The sequence below is a fragment of the Micromonospora sp. H61 genome (genome assembly GCF_018070325.1).
GTDB classification, from domain to species: domain Bacteria; phylum Actinomycetota; class Actinomycetes; order Mycobacteriales; family Micromonosporaceae; genus Micromonospora; species Micromonospora salmantinae.
In genome coordinates, this window is the sequence record NZ_JAGPXY010000055.1 from 1 (window position 1) to 25,608 (window position 25,608).

Here is a 25,608-nt window from a genome sequence, read left to right on the forward strand (position 1 = left end):
ACACCCACCGGCGACAACTCCGCGTGCAGGGACTCGGTCAACGTCTCGACGATCTGGTCGAGTCGGTCCACCGCCTCCCAGGTGCGGGCCACCTGCCCGGGCAGACCGGGGGCGTTGCGGTGCCGCATCCGGCTGTTGCGGGAGGCGCGCTGGCAGGCGCCGTCGTTGTCGCGGCAGTAGCGAAACGGTCGACCCGCACCGACGCGCTGCGGCACGGGCGCTCCACAGTGGGCGCACGGGCGGGTCTCGGTGGTGCTGGGCTGGGCGTCCATCGAGGGCGAAGTCTAGTGCCGGCCGATCAGCTCGCCGCCCGGGCCGTCGCGTCCAGGGTGTAGCGGCGTTGCAGCAGCAGCGCCGCGAGCATCGCCACCGCCGGCAGCAACCCGAAGCCGTAGCGGACCGCCGCGAGCGCGGCGTCCGGCTGCACCGGCGACTCACCCGCCGTCGAGGCCACGAAACCACCCACTGTCAGGCACAGCGCGTACGCGTACGGGCCCAGGGCCGCGCCGGTCGCCTCGGTGGCAGTCCACACCCCGGTGTAGGTGCCGGCCCCGGTGCCGCCGGCGGTGCCGGCGGCGCGGATCACGTCGGGCAGCATCGAGAACGGCAGCAACTGCATGCCGGCGAACGCCACCCCGAGCACCGCCACCGCGGCGACCAGCACCGGCAGGCCGGCCGGTCGGCCCACCGCCAACACCACCGCGCCGATCGCGAACGCGCCCTGCGCGCCGAGCAGCGCCCGCTGCTTGCCGACGCGTCGGGCCACCACCAGCCAGGCCGGGGTGACCAGCAGCGCCGGCGCCACGAACGCGGCCACCAGCACCGTGGTCAGGCCCGGGGCGCGCAGCTCGTACTCGGCGTAGTAGGGCACCCCGGCGAGCACCAGGTGGGTGGTGGTGGACATCGCCAGGTACGCGGCGACCAGCCACCGGAACTGCCTGTCACGCAGCGCCGTGCGCAACGCCCGCCACCCGCCGTGCCCCGACGCGGCGCTGGCCGGCGCGGACCCGCGCAGCCGGGCGATGCCGGCGACACCGACCAGCATGGCCACCAGCATCCCCACAGCCAGCACCACGCCCATCCGCTGGTAGCCGTCCCGCGTCGCGGCGTCGCCGCCGGTGAGCAGCGGGGCCAGCAGCCCGGAGACCAGGATGCCCAGGGTCAGCACCACCATCCGGAACGCCATCAGCCGGGTGCGTTCGTGGTAGCCGATGCGCAGATCGGCCGGGGTGGACAGGTAGGGGACCTGGTAGGCGGCGAAGAGCAGGTTGCCGGCGATGAAGAACACCGCCACCCACGCCGCCGCCGGCGCGCCGGTCAGGCCGCCGGGCACCGCGAAGAGCGCGGCGAACGCGACCGGCAGGGCGCAGCCGAGCAGCAGCAGGCGACGACGGTCGCCGCGTCGGGTCTGCTCGACGTCGGCGCGGTGCCCCACCCAGGGGTGCAGCAGCACGTCGGCGATCTTCGGCAGCAGCAGCGCCAGGCCGGCCAGCCACGGCCCGACGGCCAGCACGTCGGTGAGGAAGTAGAGCAGCAGCAGGCCGGGCACCGTCACCCAGACACCCATGCCGAGCGACCCGGCCGCGAAGCCCGCCAGGGGCCCGCGCGGCAGCGTCGCGTCGGTGGCGGCCGCAGGCCGCCGGTCCAGCCCGGTCATCGCCGCATCCTCTCCGCAATCCAACGGTTGCTGGATTCTAGGGGCAGAATGGCGGCCATGACCATGCCCCGCCGCCGCCCGGGTCGGCCCCGCCGCGACGAGACCCGGCCGACCCGCGAGGTGGTGCTCACCGCGGCGACAGCGCTCTTCGCCGAGCGCGGCTTCGACGCCGTCGGGCTGCGGGAGGTCGCCGCCGCCGCCGGGGTCGACGTCGCCACTGTCGCGCACCACACGGGTACGAAGGCGGCGCTCTACGACGCGTGCTTCGCCAGGGTGTTCGCCGCCGAACGGGACGTGCTGACCGAGGCCGCCGAGCAGGCCCGCGCCGCCCTCGACGCCGGCCCCGACGCGGCGCTACGGGCCCTGCACGAGCTGGTCGACGTCTTCGTCGACTTCCTGGAGGACCGCCCCGAGACCACCGCGCTGTGGCTGCGCCGCTGGTTGGAACCGCAGCGGCACGCCGAGCTCGACCAGCGCTACGCCGACCCGTTGTACCGGCTGGTCGCGGAGCTGCTCACCGCCGCCGCGGCGACCGGCGCCCTCGCCGAGCCGACCCCGCACATCACCGTGCGCAGTCTGGTGTGGGCGACGCACGGGCACGTGGTGGCGCTGGCCGCGGGTGCGCCCGGCGCTCGGGAGCGGCGCGAGTTCCGGGCGTTCGTGCATCGCCTGCTCGACGGGCTGTACGGATCACCGACCCCTTGACGGGCCGCCGCCGCGCGACGATTATCCATCGGACGTTGGATTAATGGGGGCGGCAATGGGCGTACCACCTCGGGTGGCGGTGATCGGGGCCGGCGCCGCCGGGCTCGCCGCGGTCAAGGCACTGGGCGACGCCGACGTGCCAACTGTGGGCTTCGAAGCCGCCGAGCAGGTCGGTGGCCTCTGGGTGTACGGGGCACCCGACTCGCCCGCGTACCGCACGCTGCACCTCAACACCAGCCGTGGTCGCACCCAGTTCGCCGACCACCCGATGCCCACCGACTGGCCCGACTACCCCGACCACCGTCGGGTCGCCGGTTACCTCGCCGACTACGCCGAGCGTTTCGGGCTGACCGACACCATCCGGCTGCGCCACACCGTCGAGCGGGTCACCCAGCACCCCGACGGCACCTGGACGGTGGCCGCCAGTGGCCCGAGCGGGCCGGTCGAGGTCACCGTCGACGCCGTGGTCGTCGCCAACGGGCACAACCGGGTGCCCCGGCTGCCCGACCCCGGCTACCCCGGCGAGTGCACCGCCGAGCAGATCCACAGCCACGACTACCGGGGCCCGGAGCAGTTGGCCGGCAGGCGGGTCCTGGTCGTCGGCGGCGGCAACTCCGCGATGGACATCGCCGTCGACGCGTCGTACGCCGCCACCCGCACCCTGCTGTCGCTGCGCCGGGGCGTCTGGGTGGTGCCGAAGTACCTGCTGGGTCGCCCCTCGGACACCCTCAACGGGGCGTTGGCCCGCCGGCTGCCGTGGCGTCTGCGCCAACGCATCAGCCAGACGATGCTGAGCGCCACCGTCGGCAACCCCACCCGCTACGGGCTGCCCGCACCGACGCACGGCTTCCTGCAGGACCACCCGACGCTCTCCGACGGGTTGCTGTCGCGGCTGACCCACGGTGACGTCGAGGCCCGACCCGGCGTCGCCGCCCTGGACGGCGACCGGGTGGAGTTCACCGACGGCCGCAGCGACAGCGTCGATCTGATCATCTGGTGCACCGGTTACCGGGTGGACGTCGCGTTCCTCGACCCGGCGCTGCTCGCCGGAGGCGCCGACACCCTGCCGTTGTACCGGCATGTGTTCCACCCCGAGGCCCCCGGGCTGAGCTTCGTCGGGCTGATGCAGTCCACCGGCTCCGCGTTCCCGCTGGTCGAGGCGCAGGCCAAGCTGATCGCGGCGCATCTCGCCGGCCGGTACGCGCTGCCGGACCCGGAGCGACAGCGCGCCGCCTGCCGGGCCGAACTGCGGGCCGCGACCGCCCGCTGGGGTCAGCGCCGCCCGGCGATGCGGGTGGACTTCGACGTCTACCTGGCCGAGCTGGCCCGGGAGTTGACCGCCGGGACCCGCCGCGCCCGCTCCGGCACGACGCCCTCAACGGGGGTACCCCGGTGAGCGGCCGCTCCCTGGCCGGTCGGCGGGTGCTGGTCACCGGGGCGAGCGGGACCTTCGGCCGCCATCTCGGCGCCGCGCTGAGCGCTGCCGGCGCCCGGGTGGTGGGGCTCGACCTGCACGCCCGTCCCGACGACGACGTGCCGGTGCTGGGCTGCGACCTGACCGATGCGGACGCCGTACCGGCGGCGGTGCGGGCCGCCGTCGACCGGCTCGGGGGGCTCGACCTGCTGATCAACAACGCCGGGGTGGGTGGTCCCGCGCCGGCCGAGTTGCCGCCCGACGAGGTGGTCCGTCGGCAACTGGAGGTCAACCTGCTCGCCGCCTGGCGCACCACCGCCGCCGCTCTGCCCCCGCTGCTCACCGCACGCGGACGGGTGATCTTCGTGGCCAGCCGGATGGCGGTGCTGCCCCTCCCGCTCGCCGCCGCGTACGGGGTGAGCAAACGGGCCCTGGTCGCCTACGCCGACGCGCTGCGCCACGAGGTGGGTACCCACGTCGGGGTCAGCGTCGTCTACCCGAGCATGGTCGCCTCACCGATCCACGACAGCACCGCCGAGGCCGGGCTGTCCCTGCAAGGGGTGTCGCGCCCCGAGCCCGTCGAAGGGGTGGTCGCGGCGATCCTGCGCACCGCCACCGCCCGACGCGCGCCCCGGGACGTGGCGACCACCGCACGCGGCCGGCTGGAGATGGCCGTCGGCCGGCACGCGCCCGCGCTGGCCGACCGGCTGGTACGCCGTACCCTCAACGCCCGGCTCGCCGCCGGTGACCTGGACGCCGCGCCGCTGGCCGCCGGGATGCTCGGCCGCCACCGGGGGCGCTGACCGCCCGGGTCAGGGTGTGGCGACGGCCGCGCGCGAGCGGTCGGCGGCGATGCGCACGGCCAGTGCCGCGAGCGCGGTGCCGGTCACCCACCGCTGCACCCGCAACCACACCGGCCGGCGGGCGAAGAACCCGGCCAGCGAGCCGGCGCTGAGCACGATCAGCGCGTTCACGCTCAGTGCCACGACGATCTGGGTCAGACCGAGCAGCAGGCTCTGCGTGGCCAGGTGCCCCCGCGTCGGGTCGATGAACTGCGGTAGCAGCGACACGTAGAGGATCGCGATCTTCGGGTTCAGCAGGTTGGTGACCAGGCCCATGGTGAACAGCCGCCGGGGCGGGTCCGGCGGCAGCGGCGCGGGCCTGAACGGCGAGTGCCCACCCGGACGCAGCGTCCGCCAGGCCAGCCAGAGCAGGTAGCCGGCGCCGGCCAGCTTCACCACCGCGTACAGCGTCGGCACCAGGACGAAGACGGTGGCCAGGCCGGCGACCGCCGCCGCCAGGTAGACGCCGAAGCCGGCGGCCACCCCGAGCAGCGAGACCAGCCCGGCCCGGCGGCCCTGCGCCACCGAGCGGGACACCAGGTAGACCATGTTCGGGCCGGGCGTGAGCACCAGCCCCAACGCCACCAGCGCGATGCCCAGCAGTGCACCAGTACTCACCACGACACTTCCCCCGTTCGGTAGTCCCCACACCGACCGTAATCGGGAGGAACATCGCAACCCAGGGCCACCTGGCAGGCCGTGGCCTGCGATCTGAGGTGATCCACTCGCGTTCGGCGCGACGGCGGCGCCGTCGGCGGGAATGCTCACCGTCGCGGGCGTGCTGACCCCTGGCAAGTGCGTGTCGCCGGCCGGAGGCGGCGCGTTACGGTGGCCAGGGAGGTGCCGCACGGTGACCGAGGCGTGGGAAGCGTCAGTGGAGGCGAAGATCCAGGATGCCGTACAGCGCGGCGAGTTCGACGACCTGCCCGGCATGGGCAAGCCGATCCCCGGTCGGGGGGCGCCGTACGACGAGGCGTGGTGGATCAAGAGCTTCCTGGAACGCGAGGCGCTCCCCAGTGACCTGCTCCTGCCCACGTCGCTGCAACTGCGCCGACGCATCGAGCAGGTCCCCGACGAGGTCCGTGACCTGCCCACCGAACAGTCCGTCCGCGACTTCGTGGGGCAGTTGAACACGCAGATCGTGGCGTGGCTGCGCTTCCCCGACGACGGCCCCCGGGTAGCGGTGCGCCCGGTGAACACCGAGGACGTGATCCGCCGCTGGCGCGCCGAGCGGGCCCGGCCCGAGATCACCTCGACCGTCACCGAAGCGGCGGCCGTCCCGCCGCCGGCGCGCCGGCCCCGCCGTAGCTGGTGGCGGCGGTGGCGCCGTCGGGGCTGACCCCCGGGCCACGGCCACGGCAGACTGTGCCGATGCTTATCGAAACGCGGTCACCCGACACGCCCTCGACGCCGGGTGTCGCCCTGCGTCAGTGGTGCGCCGACGACCTGGATGAGTTGGTGCGGGCGTACCGGGATCCGGTCCTGCGCCGCTGGACCAGCGCTGCGGTGACCACCGCCGCCGAGGCCCGACGGTGGCTGGACGGCGCGCTGCGCGACTGGGCCGACGGCCGGCGGTACACCTTCGCCGTCCTCGAAGAGCAGGCCGACGGCGCGCGGCTGGTGGGCAACGTGGTGCTCAAGGGGGTCACGTCGAAGCGCCCGGCCCCGGAGGTCGGCTACTGGACGGCGTCATGGGCACGCGGCCGCGGCGTCGCCCCTCGCGCGGTCACCGCGCTGAGCCGCTGGGCGTTCGACCGGTTTCCCGAGGTGGCCCGTCTCGACCTGCTGCACCAGGTGGACAACGTCGCGTCCTGCCGGGTGGCGCAGAAGTGCGGCTTCGTGTTCCAGGAGGTGCTGCCCGCCCGACCGCCGTTCCCGCTCGACGGCCACCGGCACTCGCTGCACGCCGGGTAGCCGGGGCAGCACTGTCGACACCTCCCGGCGCCGACCGTGCGAACCCGACCCCTGACGCTCCACCGGGCGGCCACCACCCCTCGACGCTGGTGCGAGTCAGTCGACTGCGGCCCGCCAGCTCCAGGAGGTGCGCCGGGCCCGGCCGGGCAGCTCACCGCGGCCGGTCATCCAGAGCAGCACCTCGGGTGCCGCCCCGGCCGGGGCGTCCGGGAACAGCCGGCGCAGCACCAGCGCGCTCAGCCGCTGCGGCGGCTGCCACGGCACACCGAGACCGAGAGTGACGTCGTGGGTGTGCAGCACGCTCTCGGCCACGCCCATGGCGGCGAAACCGGCCGGATCGCACGGACCGAAGTGCCAGGCCCGCGCGTCCGGCGGGGCGGCGTCGACGGCGGCGGCGAGCAGACCGGCGCAGGCCCGCACCACGGTGAGCACCTGCGTCGGGCTCGCGTCGGGGGAGACCCGCAGGTCGTACGGCAGATAGCCGTCATCCGGGCGGCCGGTGACCTGGCCCGCGTACGCGAGGAGGTCGTGCGCGACGTGTGCCGCGGTGGTCCAGCAGCTCCAGCTCAGCGAGCCGGCCGGCACCGACCAGTCGCGTTCCCTGTGTGGCAGCAGCACCCGGGTCATCACGTCGGCTGCCTCCCGCAGGTCGGCGCCGGTCACCGCCGACACTCGCCAACCCGCCGGGCAGCACCGGGCGTGGGAATCCCGTCATGGGTGAAGAAAGTCGAGGCATGCAAGAATCCATCCTCGCATATGGGGGGAGGCGAGCAGAGTGTTGCCCAACCTCGTGGTGGACACGACGGTGTTGCCCCCGGCGGACCGGTTCGCGTTCTGGTATGCCCTGGTCGCCCAGGAGACGGCGCCGGCGCACATCAGCAGCGGCCACCTGGACAACTTCGTCGCCTACGTCCAGGCCATCGATCTCGGTCGCATTCGGATGACCTCGCTGCGCTACCCGTCCCTGGAGGCGATCCGGCCCGCGAAACTGGTTCGCAGCGCCGAAGGGGACGTGTATCAACTCACGCTGCCACTGACCGGTCACAGCACCCTGATCCAGGACCGCACCGAGTCCACGCTGGAACCCGGCAAGCACTTCACGCTCCTGGACCCCGCGCGGCGGCACGTCGCCCGGCACCGCGCGGACGGCCCCGGTCTCGCCACCACGATCACCGTGCAGATACCGCACGCGGCGCTGCCCCTGGCGCCGGACCGGCTCCGCCGCCTGCTGGCCACGCCTTTGCCGTCGCACCTCGGCGTCGGCGGGCTGTTGGTCCACCACCTGCGCACCATCGCGGCGCACCCGGAGCAGTTCGAGCCGGCCCAGGCCGAGATCCTGGGCGGGGTGGCGGTGGACCTGCTCACTGCCGCACTCGCTCAGTACCTCGACATCGAGGACACAGTGTCACCGGAGGCGCGGCAGACCGCGTTGCGGGCCCGGGTCGTCGATTTCATCGACCGCCACCTCGACAGTGACGAGCTGAGCCCTCGCAGCGTCGCCGCCGCCCACCACATCTCGCCGCGGTCGCTGCACCGCCTGTTCGAGACGGAGTCGACGACGGTTGCCGAACTCATCCGGGCCAAGCGCCTGGAGCAGTGCCGGCGTGATCTCGGCAACCCGCTGCTGCGGCAGCCGATCCAGGTCATCGCCGCCCGTTGGGGTTTCCCGGACAAGGCCCACTTCAGCCGCCTCTTCCGTGCCCACTACGGACGTTCGCCACAAGAATTCCGCACGGGCGTCGCTCGCCAGGGTCGGTGACCCGCCCGACCAACAACCACTACCGCCGGCGGTCGGTCGGATCGTCCTCGACGAAGTCCCGGACCGCGGCGCGGATGCTCTCGCCGTACGGGTCGTCCGGTAGCCGTACCAGGTGTTCGCGGGCGCGGGCGAGGTGTTCCCGGGCCGGGCCGACGTTGCCCAGGCGCCGGTGACAGTCGGCCAGGTTGAGGTACAGCGACGGCAGGAACGCCTGGACCTGGAGCGAGGACAGATACCGCCGGGCGCGTTCGTCGGTCAGATCGGACACGGCAGCCAGGGCACGTTCGTCCCAGGCCAGCTCCGCCTCGGTGGTGTCCTGCAGGTCGGCGAGGTAGTGCGCCAGGGTGCAGCGGTGCAGGGCGTCACCGGTGGGCCCGAGTTCGTCCCACAACGCGGTGAGCAGCTCACGGGCTCGGGCAGGTGCGCCGCTCTGGCCGAGCTGCACGGCCTCGATGATGCGGGTCATGGTCGGGTCGGCGGTCGCGTGGTCGGTCATGTCGCCGATGGTCGGGCCTCAACCCGGTCGAGGGTCAAATCCGGATGGGGTCTGAAAAACTAGATAGCTCTGTTCAGATCTTGCACTCCACTGTCGAATTTGCCTAGGCCGCCATGGTCCGGATTCGGGTCGAGAAAATCTACGAGGCGATCCTGCCTCGCTGTTGATCTCGTACGCGTTCGCGGCCGGCGGCCTGCTCGTCACGACGTACCTGCGCGATTTCCCCGACTTCCAGTGGATCCAGCTCTTCATGCTGCCGATGTACCTGTTCGCGACGACGTTCTATCCCCTGTCGGTCTACCCGGAGGCGGTGCGGCCCCTGATCCAGGTGCTGCCGCTCTACCACAGCATCGAGCTGGTCAGGGAACCCGCGTTGGGCCGCCTCGGCTGGGACCTGCTGATCCCGGTGGTCTACCTCCTCGCGTTCGGCTCGATCGCGATGCACGTCGCGACCCGTCGGATGACCCGGACGATGCTGCGTTGATCGGCTCGCGAGCGCGTCAGCGCTGGGCGACGATGGCCTCGAGCACCGAGCGGACGGATGTCGGGCGGTGGCCGATGACTGTCTCCAGCGTCGGATCGGTCACGGCGAACTCCTTTCCTCGCGCCGCGCGGTACATGCCGAGAGTGAAGTCGGCCGCCGCCGCGGGCATGCCTCGCTCGATGGCGGTCGCCCGCCACTGGTCGTCCTCCGCGACGACCCGTTCGACGGCGCGGCCCGTGATGTCGCTGAGGATGGCGGCCACCGCTTCGAGGTCGAGCATTTCCGAGGCGGTCAGCGGTGCCGTGACCCCGTCGAGTACGCCGTCCTCGGTGAGGGCGACGGCTGCGGCCTCGGCCAGGTCGGCGTGCGCGGTCCAGGACACCGGGCCGTCCGCCGGCGCCACGAGCAGCCCGGTCTCCAGCGCCGTGCCGATGGAGAAGCTGAGCGTGCTCGCGTAGAACCCGTTGCGCAGGGCGGTGAAGGGAACCCCCAGTCCAGCCAGGTGCTCCTCGGTGGCGGCATGCGCGGGCTGGGCGGCGAAGAGTGAATCCCGGGAGGCGGCCTGGTGGCTGGTGTAGAGGATCCGGTTGGCTCCCGCGGCGCGAGCGGCGTCGATGGCGGCGCGGTTCGCGACGATCGCGCCGGGGCCGCGGATGGCGGCGGAGACGATGAGGACCTTGTCGGCACCCTCGAAGGCGTGCCCCAGCGTGGCCGGATCGGTGAAGTCCGCGGCCCGCACCCGCACACCCCGCTCGGCGTGGCCGGCGGCCCTGTCGACGTCGCGCACGCTCACGCCCACGGCGTCGGACGGTAGCCGGTCGAGCAGCCGGTCGACGATCTGGGACCCGAGGTTTCCAGTGGCACCGGTGACGACGATCATGCTGAACACTCCCTTGTTATCGGCGTTACGCCGCTGACGTTAGCACTGATATTTCGTCGTTAACAAGGCGCTGTTAGCATCGGTTCATGGTGACGACGCAGGACACCCGCGACGACGTCCGCGCGGGCATCGTCGCGGCAGCGACCCAACTGCTGCGCGAGAAGGGGGCGAACGCGGTGACGACGCGCGCCGTCGCCCAGGCCGCTGGCGTGCAGGCACCGACCATCTATCGCCTGTTCGGCGACAAGGACGGCCTCATCGACGCCGTCGCCGAGCACGTCATGACCACCTACGTCAGCGGCAAATCGGTCACAGCGGACGGCGCGACGGGCGACCCCGTCGCGGACCTGCGCGCCGGATGGCGCGCGCACGTGGAGTTCGGCCTGACAAACCCCGAGCTGTACGCGCTGATCGCCACCCGGGGGAGCGGTGCGCCCTCGCCGGCCACGATCGCCGGCCTCGACGTGCTACGTCGCCGCGTCCGACGACTCGCCGCAGCCGGCCTCCTCCGGGTCGACGAGGAGCGCGCACTAATGATGATCCACTCTGCGGGCAACGGAACCATCCTCACGCTGCTGGGAATGCCCGCCGACCAGCGCGACCTCGACCTGAGTGAGGCCATGCTCGATGCCGTGCTCACCAGCATCCTGGCGACAACTCCGGTAACACCCGACACCACCACGAACGCGGTCGCCGTGACCTTCGCGACGGTGCTGCCCGACCTCCCGGGGCTCACCGACGCCGAACGCGCGCTGATGGCCGAGTGGCTCCACCGGTCGCTGACCCACCCGACGCCGTAATCAATTGGCGAGGAAACAACTCGACGGGATAACACTGGGGAGATAGCTTGCAGTTGACCGCGACACCGCCCGAGGAGGTGAGACCCATGAACGTTGTAGCGATGTGGGTGCTCCCCCTTGCCGTCACGGTCGGGCGATTGACGTAGGTGTCGCCGGGAGCGCCCTGCCAACACGGCACTCCCGGAAGGCAACACCTCTATGCACCCTCAGCAATTCACCGCCGACCCGCCGTCGACCGATCGCGTGCCCCGCACGTACGACGTGATCATTGCCGGATGCGGGCCGACCGGCGCGATGCTCGCCGCCGAACTGCGGCTGCACGACGTACGGGTCCTCATCGTGGAGCAGGAAACCGAGCCGGCATCGGCCGTCCGCATCGTCGGCCTGCACATCCGCAGCCTGGAGCTGATGGCGATGCGCGGGCTGCTGGACCGCATCCTCCCGCACGGGCGGAAGCGTCCGGCCAGCGCCTACTTCGCCGCCATCCCCAAGCCCGCGCCCACGGGCCTGGATTCCCGGTACGCCTATCTGTTGGGTATCCCGCAGCCGGTCATCGAACGTCTGCTCGAAGAGCACGCCATCGAACTGGGCGCGCAGGTCCGGCGCGGTCGGGCGGTCGCCCGTTTCGAGCAGGACGACAAGGGTGTGACAGTCGAGCTGGCCGACGGGGAACAGCTGCGCTCGCGCTACCTCGTCGGCTGCGACGGCGGACGCAGCACGGTGCGCAAACTGCTCGGCGTCGGCTTCCCCGGCGAGCCGGCACGGACCGAGAGCCTGATGGGCGAGATGGAAGTGGGCGTCCCGCAGGAGGAGATCGCCGCCAAGGTGGCCGCGATCCGCGAAACCCATCAGCGGTTCTGGCTGCGGCCCGCGGGCGGGGGGGTCTACAGCGTCCTGGTCCCCGCCGCCGGGGTCAGCGACCGCGCCGAACCGCCCACCCTCGACGACTTCACACACCAGTTGCGCGCCATCGCCGGGACCGACTTCGGCGTGCACTCCCCGCGCTGGTTGTCCCGCTTCGGCGATGCCACCCGGCTGGCCGACAGGTATCGGGTCGGGCGGGTGCTGCTGGCCGGCGACGCGGCGCACATCCATCCGCCCATCGGCGGGCAGGGCCTCAACCTGGGCGTCCAGGACGCATTCAACCTCGGCTGGAAACTGGCCGCGCGGATCCGCGGCTGGGCGCCGGAGGCACTGCTGGACACCTACCAGGCCGAACGCCGTCCGGTCGCCGAGGCGGTGCTGGACAACACCCGAGCCCAGACGGAGCTGCTGTCCACCGAACCGGGCGCACAGGCGGTGCGCAGGTTGTTCACCGAGTTGATGGACTTCGACGAGGTGAACCTCCACCTGCTGGAGAAGATCACCGCGATCGGTATCCGCTACGACTTCGGCGCCGGCCCCGACCTGCTCGGTCGCCGTCTGCCCGACATGGACATCAAACAGGGCCACCTCTACGGTCTGCTGCACCGCGGCCGCGGTGTGCTGCTGGACCGCACCGAACGCCTCACCGTTGGCGGCTGGTCAGACCGGGTCGATCACCTCGCGGAGTCGACTGCGGCACTGGAGGTTCCATGCCTCCTGCTCCGCCCCGACGGCCACGTGGCGTGGATCGGCGACGACCAGCAGGACCTGGACTACCACCTCGCCCGCTGGTTCGGCAAGCCCGCCCACTGATCTCAGGCCAGCGGCCTCGACATCGAGGTTGAGGAGTGCGGCCCAGACCAACCAGCGGCGGACGGGCTCGGGGCGTCGCCCCGAGCCCGGTCACTCAGGTGCGGTTGAACCGCCAACGGGTCGCGGTCAACCCGTCCGGGCCGTAGCCGAAAGCCCGGACGGGGGAGACCTCGTAGAAGGCATACTCGGGCGATCCCGGCAGACTCTCGTCATGGACTCGTCCGTCCCTGATGGCGAACGTCCAGCCGTACTTCGTTGCGAAGGCGGCGGCCACCCGGCGCAGCGCGGTGCCGCCCGACACCTGGTGAGCGTCACCGCTCACCACCAGGTCGAGGTCCTCGCTGCTCACTGTGATGACAGCACGGGGGTTGCGGGCCAGGTTTCGGCTCTTGCGGGAGCTCGGGCGGCTCGCAAAGCGCGGCACCCCATCCACGAGCACCACCATCACCGGCGCGGCATGTGGACGGCCGTCCTGCCCCACAGTGGACAGCCAACACTTGTGCGCCGACTCCAGACAGGCCAACGCCTGGCGCCAGGGCTTGAGTGTCGCCACATCGGTGTTGAAGGGTGTTGCGTCTTCCTGGCGGAAGAGGAGCTCAGCGACCGGCGCGTCGACTGTCACGACGGATCCTTTGTCGTGTCGTACTCGTCGTGCAGCCGCCACCACTGGTAGGGCTGGGTCTGCGGCCAGCCTTCCGGCGAGTCCTCCCAGGTCTCCTGTCGGCCGTATGGCGTCAGGTCGAGGAAGGTCCAGTTACTGCCGAGCCGTTCCACGCCCCGGGCGGTGGTGGTGTAGGTGCGGAAGATCCGGTCGTCCGCGCGGAGGAAGACGTTCAGCGCGAATCCGTCGCCGGTTCCCATGTCGGCGTTGAAGCTGTTGTTCAGCGACGAGTACCAGGGCAGGGTCCAACCCATTCGCCTCCGCAGCGCCAGCAGGTCGTCCAGTGGGCCATGGGACGTCAACGCCAGGGTGACGTCGCGGGCGTTGAGGTGGGCCAGGTGTCCGACGTTGTCGGTGAACATCGAGCAGCCGGAGCACACAGCGTCGACGCCGTGCCACATGAAGGTGTACACGATGAGCTGGCGGCGGCCTTGGAACAAGTCGCTCAGACTGGCAGGCCCGGACGGGCCGTCGAACACGTAGTCCTGCTCGACCGGCGTCATCGGCAGCCGGCGACGCGCCGCGGCCACTGCGTCGAGCTGGCGGGTGAGTGCCTTTTCGTGGACGCGCACGGTGTTCACTGCGTCTTGCCAGTCCCCGGTCGGGACGATCGGCGGATGGTTCATGCGGGCCTCTTTCGGCTTCCAGACGCGTGTGGAGGGGGCATAGACAACTCCGTTCCTTAAAGAGACGGGCTGGTGTGACGCTAACAGAGTCAGTTCCTTGAAGGAACCATCTTGCGTATCGTGGCGTCATGCAGCGAACGCAGTTCGGCGCCATGGCATGCTCGATCGCCCGCACCCTCGACGTCATCGGTGAGCCGTGGTCTCCGCTGATCTTGCGGGACGTCTACGGCGGCACGCACCGCTTCGAACAACTCCAGCGCGGACTCGGCATGTCCCGCAAGGTGCTCGCCGAGCGGCTGAACTGGCTGGTCGAACAGGGCGTCCTGGCCCGGCGTGAGTATTCCGCCCGACCGGTCCGGCACGAATACCTGCTCACCGACAAGGGGCAGGAGCTATGTGATCTGCTGCTTGTCATGGTGCGGTGGGGTGACCGGTGGACGGCGGGCGAGACCGGCCCGCCGGTGCTCTACCGCCACCACGCCTGCGGCAAGATCAGTCACGTGGAACTACGGTGCTCGGAGTGCGAACAGCCCATGCGGGCTACGGACATCGATCTGTTGCCCGGGCCCGGAGCCGACCCAAGATCTTGACCACCGGATCGGTCAACACCACCGTGATCCGCATGCGGAGCGCGTCCCATCGACGGCGGCCACCAGCCAGCCCACTCCGAGCAGCCGCGCCGGGCGGAGGTCGACTCGGGCGTCGATGAACTCGACCGTGGCCACAATCCCGCTCGCCCCAAACCGATCAAGCCGGTTTGATGTATCTTCGTGGTCATGGTGCCACCGAGTCACACTGCGCCGCCGAGCCACACTGCGCCGCCGTTCGTCCGGCTGGCCGCACACCCGCTGCGCTGGCAACTGCTGACCGCACTCGCCCGCAGTGACCTGCGGGTCCGCGAACTGGTCAGCCTCGTGGCCCAGCCGCAGAATCTTGTCTCCTACCACCTACGGCTGCTGCGCGACGGCGGCCTGGTCACCGCTACCCGCAGCAGTTTCGACGGTCGCGACAGCTACTACCACCTCGACCTCGACAGCTGCACCCACGCGCTGGCAGGCACCGGCGCCGCTCTGCACCCCGCCCTGCAGTTGGGCAGCACTCCACCGGCCCCGCCGGTCCACCCGCCGCGGACCGTGCTGTTCGTGTGCACGGGCAACAGCGCACGTTCCCCCATCGCCGAAGCCCAGCTCCGACGTCGCACCGCCAGCGACGTACAGGTGACCAGCGCAGGAACCCGCCCCCGACCGCAGCTACACCCCCATGCCGTGCGGGCTCTGCGCGACCACTTCGGCGTCGACGTCGCGCGCAGGCACCCTCGGCACCTCGACACACTCGCCGGCCGCCGCTTCGACTACGTGATCACCCTGTGCGACAAGGCCCGAGAAGTCTGCCCCGACTTCGGTAACCCGGCCGGCCAGCTGCACTGGAGCATCCCCGACCCCGCCGCAGCCGGCGCCCGGGACGACTACCCCGCCTTCCTGCAGGTTGCTGCCGACATCGACACCCGCGTGCGGCATCTGCTGCCCGTCCTTGCCACCGATCCTCAGGAGACCAAACCGTGAGCACACCCGAGCAATACGTCAGCGTCCGCTACCTCGTCGACGATGTTCACGCCGCCGTCGACTTCTACACGGCCCACCTCGGTTTTCACCTCAAGACCAGCGCGGCCCCCGCCTTCGCCGACGTGGTCCGCGGCCCGCTACGACTGCTGCTGTCCGGACCCGCCAGCTCCGGTGCCCGCGCCACACCGAACGACGCCACCAGCCCCGGCCGCAACCGCATCCACCTCATCGTCGACGACCTGGACACCGAGATCGACCGGCTCCGCGACGCCGGCCTGGCGTTCCGCAGCGAGCTGGTCTCCGGGCCCGGCGGCCGTCAGATCCTGCTCGCCGACCCCGCCGGCAACCTCATCGAACTTTTCCAACCCGTCCGCGAGGCCAGCCCCGCCAACACCTGAACCCAGTTGCACTTCGCCGCCAGCCCGGCAAGGCATAGTCGATGTTCCTCAGCGCCGACTCCGCCGCAGTGCAGCCACTCATGCGCAGGATCTCGCGAATCTAGGTGACATCCCGGCCCAACTGATCGGCGTGCGCGGTGATCCACCTCGCGTCGCGTCGGTAGAGCCCGACGTGACCGCGAATGTTCTCCTGTCCCTGATCAGCCCGGGCCTCGGTGAAGACGGCGAGGTCGTGTAGTCGATGGACTGCGACCTGGAGGACGTGAGCAGGGTCTTGCTCCGAGCCGTAGGCATCGCAGAGCACGCGCAGCCGACGTGCCCGTTCGCCCAGGTCACTGCCGATTGCGTCGCCGTTGTCGGGATGGGCCAGCGGCACCAGCCGGTAGGCAAGGTAGGCCAGGTCCCACGACCGGGGACCGGGCGAGGCCGTGTCCCAGTCGATGACTCCGGTGAGCCGCCGGTCGGTGAAGACCATGTTGTACGGCGCGAAGTCGTTGTGACAGATGACCTCAGCTGGCTGCCGCACCGGGAACTGCCACACTCCACCGACGGCGTCGAAGCTGGCGCTGGCCTGGTGAAGTTGTCCGAGGTAGACACCGGCATCGGTGAGGACGGCGTCGCTCCAGATCCAGTCCGGCAACGGGTACTGCGGCACGATGCCCGGCAGGTACGAGACGCTGTCGCGTCCGTGCTCATCGGTTCCGAGTGGCTGCGGAGCCCAGGTGACGCCGTGCTCACGCAGATGTCGTAGCAGGCGTTGAATCGTCGGGCTCCAAGCCCCGGCACCGCGCCGAACGGTGGCACCGACACGTGTTGCGCCCCCCATGTTGCCCCCGGGTAGCGCTTCCTCCTGCTCGCCGACCGCGTTCGCGCTGTGGTCATCCATGGCCACATCCTCAGCGCGTGCGGGACGCAAAGCCACCGTGTTCGTGAGCCCGGCTGCCGCCGGGAGGAGCGAGGCCCAGCTGAACCGATTAATAGATTGGTATTAACGATAATCCGCTAATTACTTGGACAAAAGGTACGTAGCGCTCATGCATCATAATGACAGTTATGCTGCGTAACGAATGAGAATGGTGTGGTGGTCAGGTAAGCGAGCCGAAGCACTTGCTGGTCACCGGGTTGTGGGCGCCCACCGCGGCAACCGCCCCTGCTCCTGATGCTTCAGACCGGGTTGCCACGCCCGCCAGGTAGGACGCCGCAGTTGCGGCAGGCCCGCAGTGGGCGGCGGTCCTCGTCGCCGCAGGCCAGGCAACGTCCGGCCGGGTCGACCCCCGCGTCGTACGCATCGAGGACCCGTTTCACCACGATGGAGAGCTGCTCGGTGGGATGCTTCTGCGGATCGGGGCAGTAGGCGATGTCGTGGCACCCCCACGAGTCCCACGGATGCGGCGTTGCGGGAATTCGTCTGCCCTCCTGCTTCTGCAGACGCCGCTGGGCCGCGAACGCGACAGCCCTTGCCAGCACCAGAGCGCGGGCAACCTCGAGTTCACCGAGGGCCCGGACCAGCGACGGGGGATCGACCTCAATGTCACCGGGGATGCGCTGACGGGTCGCCAGGTGATGCCAGGTGGCGTGGAAGCCGTACGGCGCGAAGTGGTAGAGGCAGTCCCGTAGATGCGTCCGGCGCCGTCGAGGGCTGAGGCTCTCGTCACGCACCCGGCGGGCGGTCGCGGGGAAACTGGTCAACCCAGAGCAATCACTACGAGCGGCCGTACGCGGCGCGGGCCTGGGCTACCTCGGCGGCCTCGCGTTCACGCCAGCGGCGCTGAGCCTCCCGGTTGCACGTCCGACAGACCCGACGGTACCGGCCGGTGGTCGGGTCGAGTTCACGGTCGTGGCCGTTGCGGCACTGTGCCGCCTGGGTTCGGTTGCGGCAGGCCTCGGTCCGGCTGACCTGGCGCAGATGGGTCGGCTCGATACAGTCGGCGGCGCCGCAGGTCTGGTCGACGTCGAGGGCCGGGTCGTACCCGCCGACGAGGACAACGTACGCGGCGATGTGCGCCCACGCGCGACCGGCGACCTTCTGGTGCACTCCGCGTAGCCGCCCATAGCCTTCGATGATCAGGCAGCCGTCCTCGGTGCGGTGTGAGCGCTCCAGCAGGTGGGCGCGCAGCGACTCCTCGGTGTGGTAGCGAGACAGACCCTTCACGGTCGAGAGCACGGTGTCACCGTACCCACGTCACGCAGCGTCGCCGACTGATGCCTGACACGCGGGCGCGCCCGCTCGGCGAGTGGCCGCGCGCTCTGGCCGGTAGCCGGCCGTGCTGTCCACACCAGAGCTGCCGTAGCGTCGCCCGGGTGGGTCTGCTGTTGGTGCTGCGTGTTCCGCTGCCGCGTTCGAAGAGCCCGCGTCGGGCTACCCGGGCGCAGCGGCGGGAGCGCTATCGCGCCGATGCCGAAGAGTGGGCCACGGCGCGGGAGCGCGGTTTGCTGCTCGACGTGTCGGTGGAGGTGCTGCTGTCGTTGCTGAATGCGGCCGGCGGCAACCGACTTCCAATCATGGGTCAGCTCGACCCGTGGTCCGATGGCGTACTCGCTCGTGAGGATCTGTCGCAGCTCGATGCCGACGTCGACCGTCTGAGGGCGGTGGCGGGTAACGACGCGGAGCGTGGGCTGGTGGCAGCGCTGATGGCGTTGCTGGCGCGGTGGCGTAACGAGCCTGGTCTGACGCTGCACTGGCATGGAGACTGACGGAGCTGCAAAGGATCGCACAGAGCGAGCTGGGCGGCGCCCCGTCGGCGTCACCGACACACGTCCGGGTCGGTGACGCCGACGACCGTCTCAGGTACGAATGCGGTAGTGCAGGGACGCCACACCGCTACTGAATCGGCGACTGCTCAGTAGCTCCAGGCCGATGCGGGTGCCGCTGGGCAGCCCGGGCTTACCCCCGCCGGTGAGGATGGGATGGATCAGCAGGTGACACTCGTCGATCAGTCCAGCCTGGAATGCCTGCGCCGCGAGGTGTGCGCCCCCGATGGTGAGGTCACTGGTGGCCGAGGCTTTCATGGCGCGTACCGAGGCGGGGTCGAAGCTCCTTTCGAGCCGGGTCCTGGCGGTCGAGGTCGCGTCCAACGTGGTGGAGTAGGCGACCTTGTCCGCTGTCTGCCAGACGTCGGCGAAGTCGGCAGTGAGCTTCGACTGCTCGGCCAGGGTGGGTTCGGTTTCCCAGAGCGACATCGACTCGTACAGGCGCCGGCCGTAGAGGTAGGTACCGATGGGCCGAACCAGGTCGGTGATGAACGCGAGGTACTCGTCGTCGGGTGGGGTCCAGTCGAACCTGCCGTGTTCGTCCTCGATGTAACCGTCGAGGGACACGTTGGTCACGTAGATCAGCTTGGCCATGGCGTTACACCTCGACGTCGACTGCGACGGGGAGGCGGTTCCGCAGTGTGGCGTCCAGTTTGGAGAAGGCCTCGTTCCAACCCTGGTCGGCGGGGCCAACCACCCGCCCCGGGAGCCACTGACGGATCTCGAGGCGCGTCCGTCCATCGACCTCGTCGTAGAACTCGACCCGCATCCTTGTCTCGTGCGGCTCAATGCCCTCCGGCAGCTGCCCGGTGACGTGCGCGACGCCGTCGAGCAGTTCACCGTCCACGACGTCGGTGAGGTCGACGTGGACGGCGACTCGAAGGCCGGGTTGGGTCGGGAAGACCTCGGTCCACCGCTGGTGGCCGCCAGGCCGAACGTCGAAGTCCATCTCCTCGCGGGGCAGCGAGTTGCCGATCGGCCCCCACCATGCGGCCAGGTGGTCCGGTTCGGTGAAAGCCCGGTAGACCAGCTCGCGTGGCGCGTCCACTACGCGTGAGATGACGATTTGCGGTTTGTCGCTGTCCATCAATTCTCCTTGTCGTGAGCCTTGCCCGGGGATTCGCTGTCGGGAATCGCCGAGCCGTCCGTTGGGCGACCGGCGGCCTGGACGGCCGCGAGGTGAGCGTCGAGGCGGGTGAGGGACGTGTCCCAGAACCGCCGGTAGCGCTCGATCCACTCGGCCGCTTCGCGCAGCGGGGCGGCCTCGATGCGACTCATCCGCAACTTCCCCGACCGGGTCCGTGAGATGAGCCCGGCGCGTTCGAGCGCCTTCAGGTGCCGTGACACCGCCGGCATCGAGATGGTGAAGGGGGCGGTGAGCTCGGTGACCGTGGCGTCGCGGTCGGCCAGCTCGGCGAGGATCGCCCGTCGAGTCGGGTCGGCGAGCGCCGAGAACACCGCACTGAGTTGGTCGCTGCCAGACACCAGAGCCTCCCACATCACTTAACCAAAACGTTAAATGTAGTGCCGGATGAACGCGTGTCAACACGCCGAGACATCGGTGAGCATCTCGGGTAAGCGCAGCGCATCGACCGAAACCCCGACCCGGCTGAGGAGCGCAGGAGTGACGTCGTTCGACTCCACCATGAGAGCTGCGGCGTTACGGCGTCCCGGAGTACGAGACCTTCCCGCCCAACCACGACGTCTCAACCCTGCGCAGCGGTGTAGGCGATCAGGGGAGCCCTAAGCCCCAGAGTGAGGGCTTTGTGTCGCTACGGGCCGAGACCTATCAGCACCTGATGGGCCGGCGGTGACGATGGCGTGCACGCCCAGGCCCAGCCGGGTCAGCGCGAGTGCGGCCGCCAGGACGACCACGACGCGAATGGCGTGACCGACGTCTGGTGCCCACAACTGGAGTTTGGCCAGCCCGGTGCCGTTCCAGAGGGCCGGCACCTGCCAGGCGACGCCGGCCGCGACCGCGGCGCAGGCACCGACCCAGGCGATGGTCGCGACGATCGTTCGGCCGCGGGAAGGGACCGACTGGGTGGAACCGTGCCGCCGCCTGCGGAGGACGCGGACCCAGGAGCAGGCCAGGAGGGTGAGCAGCACCGCGGCGACCCCGAAGAGGCCGAACAGCGCCCAGGCATGCGTCGGGTCTTCGGTGGCGGTCGCGGGTGTGCCGCCGTGCAGGATGCGAGCGAGGTTGAACGCCCCGGCGCTGAGCAGCGGGTCCATGTGCGGGGCGTAGACGTTGGTCATGATGATCACGGCGAGGTTCGAGTCGGGTGCCAGCACGATGTGGGTGAAGAAGTCCGGGGTGGCGCCGGCGTGCCAGACGATGCGGGTGCCGACGCCGTCCAGGGTGCTGTTCCTCCAACCGAACCCGTAGGTGCCGTGACCGGTGGTCACGGTGCCGGTCTGCAGCTGTCGCACACTCTGCGCTTCGAGGATCCGCGCGCCGCCGTAGCGGCCGCCGCTGAGCTGCGCGATGGCGTAGTGGGACAGGTCGTCGAGACTGGCGGCGAGGAAACCGTAGGGCACTCCGGCGGTGTCGAACGGTGCCGAGAAGCGCTGCGGCCGGCCGAAGTAGTACCGGTGCCCGACCGGGATGCCGACGGCGCGGGCTTCGTCGGCAGTGGCCGCGGAGTGCGTCATCTGTAGTGGGTCCAGCACGTGACGACGTAGGTAGCCGCCGAAGGTGTCGCCGGTGACGTTCTCGACGAGCGCGCCGAGGATCATGAAGTTGGCGTCGCTGTACTGATAGGTCTGTCCGACGGGGGCGGTGGGCTGAATGCTGGCCAGGTCCCGTACGGATCGGGCCAGGGCGCCGGGGCGGTTGTCGTAGCGGTCGGTCAGGTCGGTGCTCCACACCTGCGGCAGGCCGCTGGTGTGGGTGAGCAGTTGGCGGACGGTGACCGTCCGGGCGGTGTCCGCGCCGCCCAGCCGCAGCCACGGGAGGTACGTGGACGCGGTGGTGTCGAGGTCGACCCGGCCGGCCTCGACCAGTTGCGACACCGCCAGTGCGGTGAACGACTTGCTTGTTGACCCGAGCAGGAACGGGGTCTGCGTGGTGATCGGTCGGCCGTCACCGTCGACGCCCCAGGCGCCGCGCTGGAGGACCTCGTCGCCACGGATGACCGCGTACGCCAGGCCGGGTGCCCTGGTTTGCTCCAGGTACGTGCGCAGGTAGCGTTCGCCGGCGGCGAGGCCGTCGACAGCCGCGGGAACGGCCGCGACCGGGACGGCCAGCGTGGCCGTCAGCATCAGGCAGCCGGCCACGGCGATGAGCCGTCGGATGTGCGTCAGCCAGGTGCTCATGTGGCGCGTCCTCCCCGTCGGTGGGCCGTCAGCCGATCTGACTCAACAGCTTCTCGAGCGCGGCCAGACGCTGCCGAACCTCACCGAGCTCGTCTCGCACGCCCTTGATCTCGTCCGCCGTGGCCTGGGCGCTGCTGGCACTGCGCTCGGCCAGCACTCGGTAGCCCTCCTCCCGGGCCGCCGAGTAGCGGGCGCGATAGATGCCGATCCCGACGAGACCGGCGACCACGATCATCGCTGTCACGACCACCGCCGAGGCGATGGTCGTGGTCTGCGCAATGTCCAACGCCACCTGATGGGTCATTGCTCACTTCTCCTGTTCTGCGCCCGGCCCCGAGCCGGTCAGGTTCTGGGCCGCCAGCGCGATCGCGTCCAAGTCCAGGGCCACCGTGAACGGCACCGCCTGGACGTACTTCACCGAGCTGCCGTCAGGTGCCGTCACCAGCTCGCCGGTCACCAGGCCGGCCGCTTCCAATTTCTGTAGGTGCATGTAGAGCAGCGGCCGGTTCATCTGCAGCTGCCGCGCCAACTCGCTGACGTAGGTCCGCTGCCGGGCCACGGCGGCCAGGATTCGCAGCCGGTGTGGGCTGGCCAGTGCGGCCAGCAGCGACACGAGTTCATCACCGGTTGGCGAGGTGCCGCTCATCCTGGTTTTCCCTTCTCAGCGGGAGTGTCGGATTTCTCTGACGCCCCCTGTCAGGCAAGTCTGACAGGGGAGGGTGGCGGAAGTCAACGGCCGCGACGCACTATCGAGCTGCGCCGATCACTGACCCCAGGGCGGCAGCCAGATCTCGATGTCGGGCGCCTGTGCTCGTCGGGATTCGAGGTAGTCGCGCAGGGCGCGAAGCGCCGGATGCGGGTTGTCGTCGCGCCAGATGAGTGACATGGGGTAGATGGGCGCCGGGTCGCGCACCGGTACGCGGCGCAGGTCGTAGCTGTCCGGCCACAGGTACCGGGTGCGAACGCCGGCGAGGGTCGCCAGCTCCGCGGAGTCGGCGATCTCGGCCAGCAGCGCCTCGTTGCCGAAGACCGGCCCGACCAGGTCGATGGTGAGGCCGAACGCGGCGGCGAGTTCGTCGTAGTAGTCGGCCCATTCGGTCCCGGGGGCCATGCCGGGCATCCAGATGCGGTGCTCGGCGAGTTGTGCGGGCGTGACGGTGCGGGCGTTGGCGAGCGCGTGGCGGGGGCCGACGAGCAGTTCGTGGTGCTCGTCGATCACGCGCGTGGTCCTGATCGCGGCGGGCAGGTGACGCGCGGCGACGGTGACGGCGTGGAAGGTGGCGTCGACAGTCCCCGCCTCGACGGCGGCCATCGCGGCGTGGACGTCGGCGTCGAGGGTGACGACGTCCAGCTCGATGCGGGGATGCGCGCGGTGGAAGTCCTGCAACAGCACCGCCGGTGCGATCCGTCGGCTGTGCACGTCGACGCGCAGCGCACGTCGGCCGGGGCGTACGGAGGCGTCGGCGCGCGCCTCGGCCCGCAGCAGTTCACGGGCGTGCGGCAGGAAGGTCTGACCGTCGACGGTGAGGTGGGTGCCGCGCGCGGTGCGGGTGAACAGCCGTACCCCGAGGTCCTTCTCCAGTGCGGCGATGCGCTTGGAGACGGCCTGCTGGGTGATCGACAGCGTGGCGGCGGCGTCCTGGAACTGGCCGGCGTCGACGGCGGCGACGAAGGTGCGGACGGCGTCGAGGTTCACCCGGCAAACCCTACTGACACAACCTCTGGTTGTGGCGCGCCGTCCACGCAGTTGTTTGATCCGTGGTCACTGGACTTGCTTTGATCGCGCCGATCAACGACGAGTTGTGAAGGTGGGAGGTGCGGGTTTGTCCACGAGGCAACCCCTGGGGCGGCGGTTCGGCTGGTTGTGGGCGTCGTACGCAGTCAGCGCCTACGGCTCCGGGCTGGGTTTCGGGGCGTTGCCCTTGATCGCCGTGCTGGTGTTGCAGGCCAGCCCCGCCCAGGTGTCCGTGCTGGCCGCGCTGGGGCCGGCCGTGGGCGCGCTGATCGCGTTGCCGCTCGGGCCGTGGGTGGAGTTCCACCGCAAGCGGCGGGTGATGATCGCGGCGGACCTGGCCCGGTTCGCGGTCCTGCTGACGATCCCCGTCGCGTACGCGCTGGGCCGGCTCAGCTTCGGGCAGTTGCTTGTCGTCTCGGCCGTGCTCGCCACCGCCAAGATCGCTTTCAACGCGGCCAGCGGCGCCTTCCTCAAGGCCCTCGTGCGGCCGGACGACCTGCTGGTGGCGAACGCGCGGTTCGAGTCGACGACCTGGAGTTCGATCGCGCTCGGGCCGCCGCTGGGCGGCGCCGCGGTGGGACTCTTCGGGCCGGTCGTCACCGTCGTGGCCGATGCGCTCAGCTACCTGCTCTCCGCGCTGGGCCTCACCGCCATTCGCGGCCCCGAAGACCACCCTCGGCGCACCGGCGCAGGCCGGATCCGGGCCGGTGAGCTGCTCGACGGCTGGCGGCACCTGCTGACCCACCCCGGCCTGCGGGTGCTCTACCTCAACCAGTTGCTCGTCGCCGGGCTGATCATGGCCACCGAGCCGCTGTTGGCCGTGCTCCTGCTCGGCGAACTGGGCTTTGCGCCGTGGCAGTACGGCCTCGCCTTCGCCGTGCCCTGCGTCGGCGGGCTCATCGGGTCACGCCTGGCCCGTCGGTTGGTGGCACGTCACGGCCAACACCGGATCATCCGCACCGTGGGCACGCTGCGCGCGATCTGGCTGATCGGCCTCGCCTTCGTCCAGCCCGGCGTGGTCGGTTTCGCCACGGTGATCGCCGTCGAGTTCGCGATCATCATCAGCATGAGCCTGTACAACCCGGTGCTCGCCACCTACCGCCTGGAACAGACTCCGAAGGATCGCATCGTCCGTACCCTCTCTGCCTGGTCGATCGGCAGCAGCGCGACCATCGCCATCCTCAGCGCGCTCGGTGGGCTGCTCGCGCAGGCCACCAGCCCACGCACGGCGATCACGGTCGCCGGGCTGGTGATCTTCGCGAGCCCGCTGCTGCTGCCCCGGAGCACGGACGCCGATCGACCGGCACCGGAGCGCTCCGCACGGGTCTCTACGATCGCGTGATGTTCCAGCCGACCTACCCGATCCGCACCCCGCGGCTCGCCCTGCGTCCGGTCACTATGGACGACCTCGACGACGTGTACGCGTTTCAGCGCCGACCCGACGTCGTGCGCTGGATGCTCGGCGCGCAGCCGCGTACCCGTGAGCAGTCCCGGCTGTCGGTGCTCGCCATGGCGGGCGAGGACGCGTGGCGCGCGGAGGGTGACTGCCTCACGGTGGCCGCGGTCACCGACGCCGGGGTGATCGGGATCGTGGAGCTGGTGTGGCGCAGCCGGCTGGAGCGTACCGCCGAACTCGGGTTCGTCTTCCACCCCGACCACGGCGGTCGCGGGTTGGCGACGGAGGCCGCCACGGCGGTGCTGGACTGCGGGTTTGCCAAGTTCGGGTTGCACCGGGTCTACGGCCGGTGCCACTGTCGCAACGCCGCGTCGGCCCGGCTGATGGGGAGACTCGGCATGCGGCAGGAGGCCCGCCATGTCGAGAGTTACCTGTTCCGGGGGGAGTGGGCCGACCAGCTCGTCTTCGCGATCCTGGCGCACGAGTGGCGGGCCGGGACCCGCACGCCGCCGTCGTGATCGTCCACCACGGCG

General features: G+C 70.6%; 32 protein-coding genes and 1 pseudogene. 15 read left to right on the forward strand and 18 right to left on the reverse strand.

Translation table 11 applies throughout. The annotated features are described in order from the left end of the window. Window positions 1-272: pseudogene (locus KBX08_RS23635) on the reverse strand (hypothetical protein); the annotation flags it as partial. A gap of 26 nt (window positions 273-298) precedes the next feature. Next, window positions 299-1,657, reverse strand: coding sequence for an MFS transporter (locus KBX08_RS23640; RefSeq protein ID WP_210785582.1), 1,359 nt, complete (start codon window positions 1,655-1,657; stop codon window positions 299-301). A gap of 57 nt (window positions 1,658-1,714) precedes the next feature. Between KBX08_RS23640 and KBX08_RS23645 the strand changes: the two genes are divergently transcribed. From KBX08_RS23645 to KBX08_RS23655, 3 genes are read left to right on the forward strand one after another with little or no spacing between them, the layout of a single operon-like run. Further along, on the forward strand, window positions 1,715-2,362 hold the full coding sequence (locus tag KBX08_RS23645) for a TetR/AcrR family transcriptional regulator (protein WP_238688981.1): 648 nt from the start codon (window positions 1,715-1,717) through the stop codon (window positions 2,360-2,362). A 55-nt stretch (window positions 2,363-2,417) separates the two neighbouring features. Then, a complete protein-coding gene (locus KBX08_RS23650) occupies window positions 2,418-3,758 on the forward strand; it encodes an NAD(P)/FAD-dependent oxidoreductase (protein WP_247669940.1) in 1,341 nt (446 codons plus the stop codon). Then, complete coding sequence (locus tag KBX08_RS23655) at window positions 3,755-4,579, forward strand: SDR family oxidoreductase (protein WP_210785584.1); 825 nt, start codon at window positions 3,755-3,757, stop codon at window positions 4,577-4,579. Before KBX08_RS23650 ends, KBX08_RS23655 begins: the two co-directional genes overlap by 4 nt. 9 nt (window positions 4,580-4,588) lie before the next feature. Here KBX08_RS23655 and KBX08_RS23660 read toward each other — a convergent pair whose 3' ends face one another. Further along, window positions 4,589-5,239 (reverse strand): LysE family translocator, encoded by a 651-nt coding sequence (locus tag KBX08_RS23660; RefSeq protein WP_091398236.1) that lies wholly within the window; start codon window positions 5,237-5,239, stop codon window positions 4,589-4,591. 229 nt (window positions 5,240-5,468) lie between these two features. On the opposite strand from KBX08_RS23660, the gene KBX08_RS23665 reads away from it, so the two are divergent. Further along, window positions 5,469-5,957 carry a DUF1992 domain-containing protein gene (locus KBX08_RS23665; protein ID WP_210785585.1) on the forward strand — a complete coding sequence of 163 codons (489 nt, stop codon included), beginning with the start codon at window positions 5,469-5,471 and terminating at the stop codon, window positions 5,955-5,957. A gap of 32 nt (window positions 5,958-5,989) precedes the next feature. Further along, window positions 5,990-6,532, forward strand: coding sequence for a GNAT family N-acetyltransferase (locus KBX08_RS23670; RefSeq protein ID WP_210785586.1), 543 nt, complete (start codon window positions 5,990-5,992; stop codon window positions 6,530-6,532). Between the two features lie 96 nt (window positions 6,533-6,628). Here the strand turns inward: KBX08_RS23670 and KBX08_RS23675 are convergent, their stop codons facing one another. After that, the gene (locus tag KBX08_RS23675) at window positions 6,629-7,195 is read right to left on the reverse strand and encodes a maleylpyruvate isomerase N-terminal domain-containing protein (RefSeq protein WP_210785631.1); all 567 of its coding nucleotides are present in this window, start codon (window positions 7,193-7,195) and stop codon (window positions 6,629-6,631) included. 112 nt (window positions 7,196-7,307) lie between these two features. On the opposite strand from KBX08_RS23675, the gene KBX08_RS23680 reads away from it, so the two are divergent. Beyond that, the gene (locus KBX08_RS23680) at window positions 7,308-8,291 is read left to right on the forward strand and encodes a helix-turn-helix domain-containing protein (RefSeq protein WP_210785587.1); all 984 of its coding nucleotides are present in this window, start codon (window positions 7,308-7,310) and stop codon (window positions 8,289-8,291) included. A 19-nt stretch (window positions 8,292-8,310) separates the two neighbouring features. Here the strand turns inward: KBX08_RS23680 and KBX08_RS23685 are convergent, their stop codons facing one another. Next, entirely contained in the window at window positions 8,311-8,787 is a 477-nt protein-coding gene (locus tag KBX08_RS23685; RefSeq protein ID WP_210785588.1) for a hypothetical protein, read from the reverse strand. 163 nt (window positions 8,788-8,950) lie between these two features. Between KBX08_RS23685 and KBX08_RS23690 the strand changes: the two genes are divergently transcribed. Beyond that, complete coding sequence (locus KBX08_RS23690) at window positions 8,951-9,271, forward strand: ABC transporter permease (protein ID WP_210785589.1); 321 nt, start codon at window positions 8,951-8,953, stop codon at window positions 9,269-9,271. Window positions 9,272-9,287: 16 nt separating this feature from the next. Here KBX08_RS23690 and KBX08_RS23695 read toward each other — a convergent pair whose 3' ends face one another. After that, window positions 9,288-10,151, reverse strand: coding sequence for an NAD(P)H-binding protein (locus KBX08_RS23695; RefSeq protein ID WP_210785590.1), 864 nt, complete (start codon window positions 10,149-10,151; stop codon window positions 9,288-9,290). An 86-nt stretch (window positions 10,152-10,237) separates the two neighbouring features. Between KBX08_RS23695 and KBX08_RS23700 the strand changes: the two genes are divergently transcribed. Together KBX08_RS23700 and rox are read left to right on the forward strand one after the other, a co-directional pair. Continuing rightward, window positions 10,238-10,951 carry a TetR/AcrR family transcriptional regulator gene (locus tag KBX08_RS23700; protein WP_210785591.1) on the forward strand — a complete coding sequence of 238 codons (714 nt, stop codon included), beginning with the start codon at window positions 10,238-10,240 and terminating at the stop codon, window positions 10,949-10,951. 198 nt (window positions 10,952-11,149) lie between these two features. Then, window positions 11,150-12,628, forward strand: a complete 1,479-nt coding sequence (rox, locus tag KBX08_RS23705) for a rifampin monooxygenase (RefSeq protein WP_210785592.1) — start codon at window positions 11,150-11,152, stop codon at window positions 12,626-12,628. A gap of 94 nt (window positions 12,629-12,722) precedes the next feature. Here rox and KBX08_RS23710 read toward each other — a convergent pair whose 3' ends face one another. After that, a complete protein-coding gene (locus KBX08_RS23710; protein ID WP_210785593.1) occupies window positions 12,723-13,250 on the reverse strand; it encodes a pyridoxamine 5'-phosphate oxidase family protein in 528 nt (175 codons plus the stop codon). Next, a complete protein-coding gene (locus tag KBX08_RS23715) occupies window positions 13,247-13,915 on the reverse strand; it encodes a DUF899 domain-containing protein (RefSeq protein ID WP_210785594.1) in 669 nt (222 codons plus the stop codon). Before KBX08_RS23715 ends, KBX08_RS23710 begins: the two co-directional genes overlap by 4 nt. A 128-nt stretch (window positions 13,916-14,043) precedes the next feature. Here KBX08_RS23715 and KBX08_RS23720 point away from each other — a divergent pair, with 128 nt between their 5' ends. The 3 genes from KBX08_RS23720 (at window position 14,044) to KBX08_RS23730 (ending at window position 15,875) form a co-directional block, all read left to right on the forward strand. Beyond that, on the forward strand, window positions 14,044-14,505 hold the full coding sequence (locus tag KBX08_RS23720; RefSeq protein WP_210785595.1) for a helix-turn-helix domain-containing protein: 462 nt from the start codon (window positions 14,044-14,046) through the stop codon (window positions 14,503-14,505). A gap of 186 nt (window positions 14,506-14,691) precedes the next feature. Next, complete coding sequence (locus tag KBX08_RS23725; protein ID WP_210785596.1) at window positions 14,692-15,477, forward strand: ArsR family transcriptional regulator; 786 nt, start codon at window positions 14,692-14,694, stop codon at window positions 15,475-15,477. Further along, entirely contained in the window at window positions 15,474-15,875 is a 402-nt protein-coding gene (locus tag KBX08_RS23730) for a VOC family protein (RefSeq protein WP_210785597.1), read from the forward strand. The genes KBX08_RS23725 and KBX08_RS23730 overlap by 4 nt, the downstream gene beginning before the upstream one ends. 100 nt (window positions 15,876-15,975) lie before the next feature. Here the strand turns inward: KBX08_RS23730 and KBX08_RS23735 are convergent, their stop codons facing one another. The 3 genes from KBX08_RS23735 to KBX08_RS23745 all read right to left on the reverse strand — a co-directional run bounded on the left by KBX08_RS23735 (window position 15,976) and on the right by KBX08_RS23745 (window position 18,039). Further along, window positions 15,976-16,761: a phosphotransferase enzyme family protein gene (locus KBX08_RS23735; protein ID WP_210785598.1), complete on the reverse strand. Its 786-nt coding sequence runs from the start codon at window positions 16,759-16,761 to the stop codon at window positions 15,976-15,978. 278 nt (window positions 16,762-17,039) lie between these two features. Then, window positions 17,040-17,534 (reverse strand): hypothetical protein, encoded by a 495-nt coding sequence (locus tag KBX08_RS23740; protein WP_210785599.1) that lies wholly within the window; start codon window positions 17,532-17,534, stop codon window positions 17,040-17,042. Window positions 17,535-17,577: 43 nt separating this feature from the next. Further along, on the reverse strand, window positions 17,578-18,039 hold the full coding sequence (locus KBX08_RS23745; RefSeq protein WP_210785600.1) for an HNH endonuclease: 462 nt from the start codon (window positions 18,037-18,039) through the stop codon (window positions 17,578-17,580). 137 nt (window positions 18,040-18,176) lie between these two features. On the opposite strand from KBX08_RS23745, the gene KBX08_RS23750 reads away from it, so the two are divergent. Then, window positions 18,177-18,569 (forward strand): hypothetical protein, encoded by a 393-nt coding sequence (locus KBX08_RS23750; RefSeq protein WP_210785601.1) that lies wholly within the window; start codon window positions 18,177-18,179, stop codon window positions 18,567-18,569. A gap of 90 nt (window positions 18,570-18,659) precedes the next feature. Here the strand turns inward: KBX08_RS23750 and KBX08_RS23755 are convergent, their stop codons facing one another. The 7 genes from KBX08_RS23755 to KBX08_RS23785 all read right to left on the reverse strand — a co-directional run bounded on the left by KBX08_RS23755 (window position 18,660) and on the right by KBX08_RS23785 (window position 23,640). Continuing rightward, window positions 18,660-19,220, reverse strand: coding sequence for a dihydrofolate reductase family protein (locus KBX08_RS23755; protein WP_210785602.1), 561 nt, complete (start codon window positions 19,218-19,220; stop codon window positions 18,660-18,662). 4 nt (window positions 19,221-19,224) lie between these two features. After that, window positions 19,225-19,713: an SRPBCC domain-containing protein gene (locus tag KBX08_RS23760; protein WP_210785603.1), complete on the reverse strand. Its 489-nt coding sequence runs from the start codon at window positions 19,711-19,713 to the stop codon at window positions 19,225-19,227. After that, window positions 19,713-20,111 carry a metalloregulator ArsR/SmtB family transcription factor gene (locus KBX08_RS23765; RefSeq protein ID WP_307850624.1) on the reverse strand — a complete coding sequence of 133 codons (399 nt, stop codon included), beginning with the start codon at window positions 20,109-20,111 and terminating at the stop codon, window positions 19,713-19,715. Before KBX08_RS23765 ends, KBX08_RS23760 begins: the two co-directional genes overlap by 1 nt. A gap of 258 nt (window positions 20,112-20,369) precedes the next feature. After that, window positions 20,370-21,944: a serine hydrolase gene (locus KBX08_RS23770; protein WP_210785605.1), complete on the reverse strand. Its 1,575-nt coding sequence runs from the start codon at window positions 21,942-21,944 to the stop codon at window positions 20,370-20,372. A gap of 28 nt (window positions 21,945-21,972) precedes the next feature. Beyond that, complete coding sequence (locus tag KBX08_RS23775) at window positions 21,973-22,248, reverse strand: hypothetical protein (protein ID WP_210785606.1); 276 nt, start codon at window positions 22,246-22,248, stop codon at window positions 21,973-21,975. A 3-nt stretch (window positions 22,249-22,251) separates the two neighbouring features. Beyond that, a complete protein-coding gene (locus KBX08_RS23780) occupies window positions 22,252-22,590 on the reverse strand; it encodes a winged helix-turn-helix domain-containing protein (protein WP_210785607.1) in 339 nt (112 codons plus the stop codon). Between the two features lie 117 nt (window positions 22,591-22,707). Next, on the reverse strand, window positions 22,708-23,640 hold the full coding sequence (locus KBX08_RS23785; protein ID WP_210785608.1) for a LysR family transcriptional regulator: 933 nt from the start codon (window positions 23,638-23,640) through the stop codon (window positions 22,708-22,710). Window positions 23,641-23,767: 127 nt separating this feature from the next. On the opposite strand from KBX08_RS23785, the gene KBX08_RS23790 reads away from it, so the two are divergent. Together KBX08_RS23790 and KBX08_RS23795 are read left to right on the forward strand one after the other, a co-directional pair. Then, window positions 23,768-25,021 (forward strand): MFS transporter, encoded by a 1,254-nt coding sequence (locus tag KBX08_RS23790; protein ID WP_247669941.1) that lies wholly within the window; start codon window positions 23,768-23,770, stop codon window positions 25,019-25,021. Beyond that, on the forward strand, window positions 25,021-25,593 hold the full coding sequence (locus KBX08_RS23795; protein ID WP_210785610.1) for a GNAT family N-acetyltransferase: 573 nt from the start codon (window positions 25,021-25,023) through the stop codon (window positions 25,591-25,593). The genes KBX08_RS23790 and KBX08_RS23795 overlap by 1 nt, the downstream gene beginning before the upstream one ends. Window positions 25,594-25,608 lie beyond the last annotated feature (15 nt).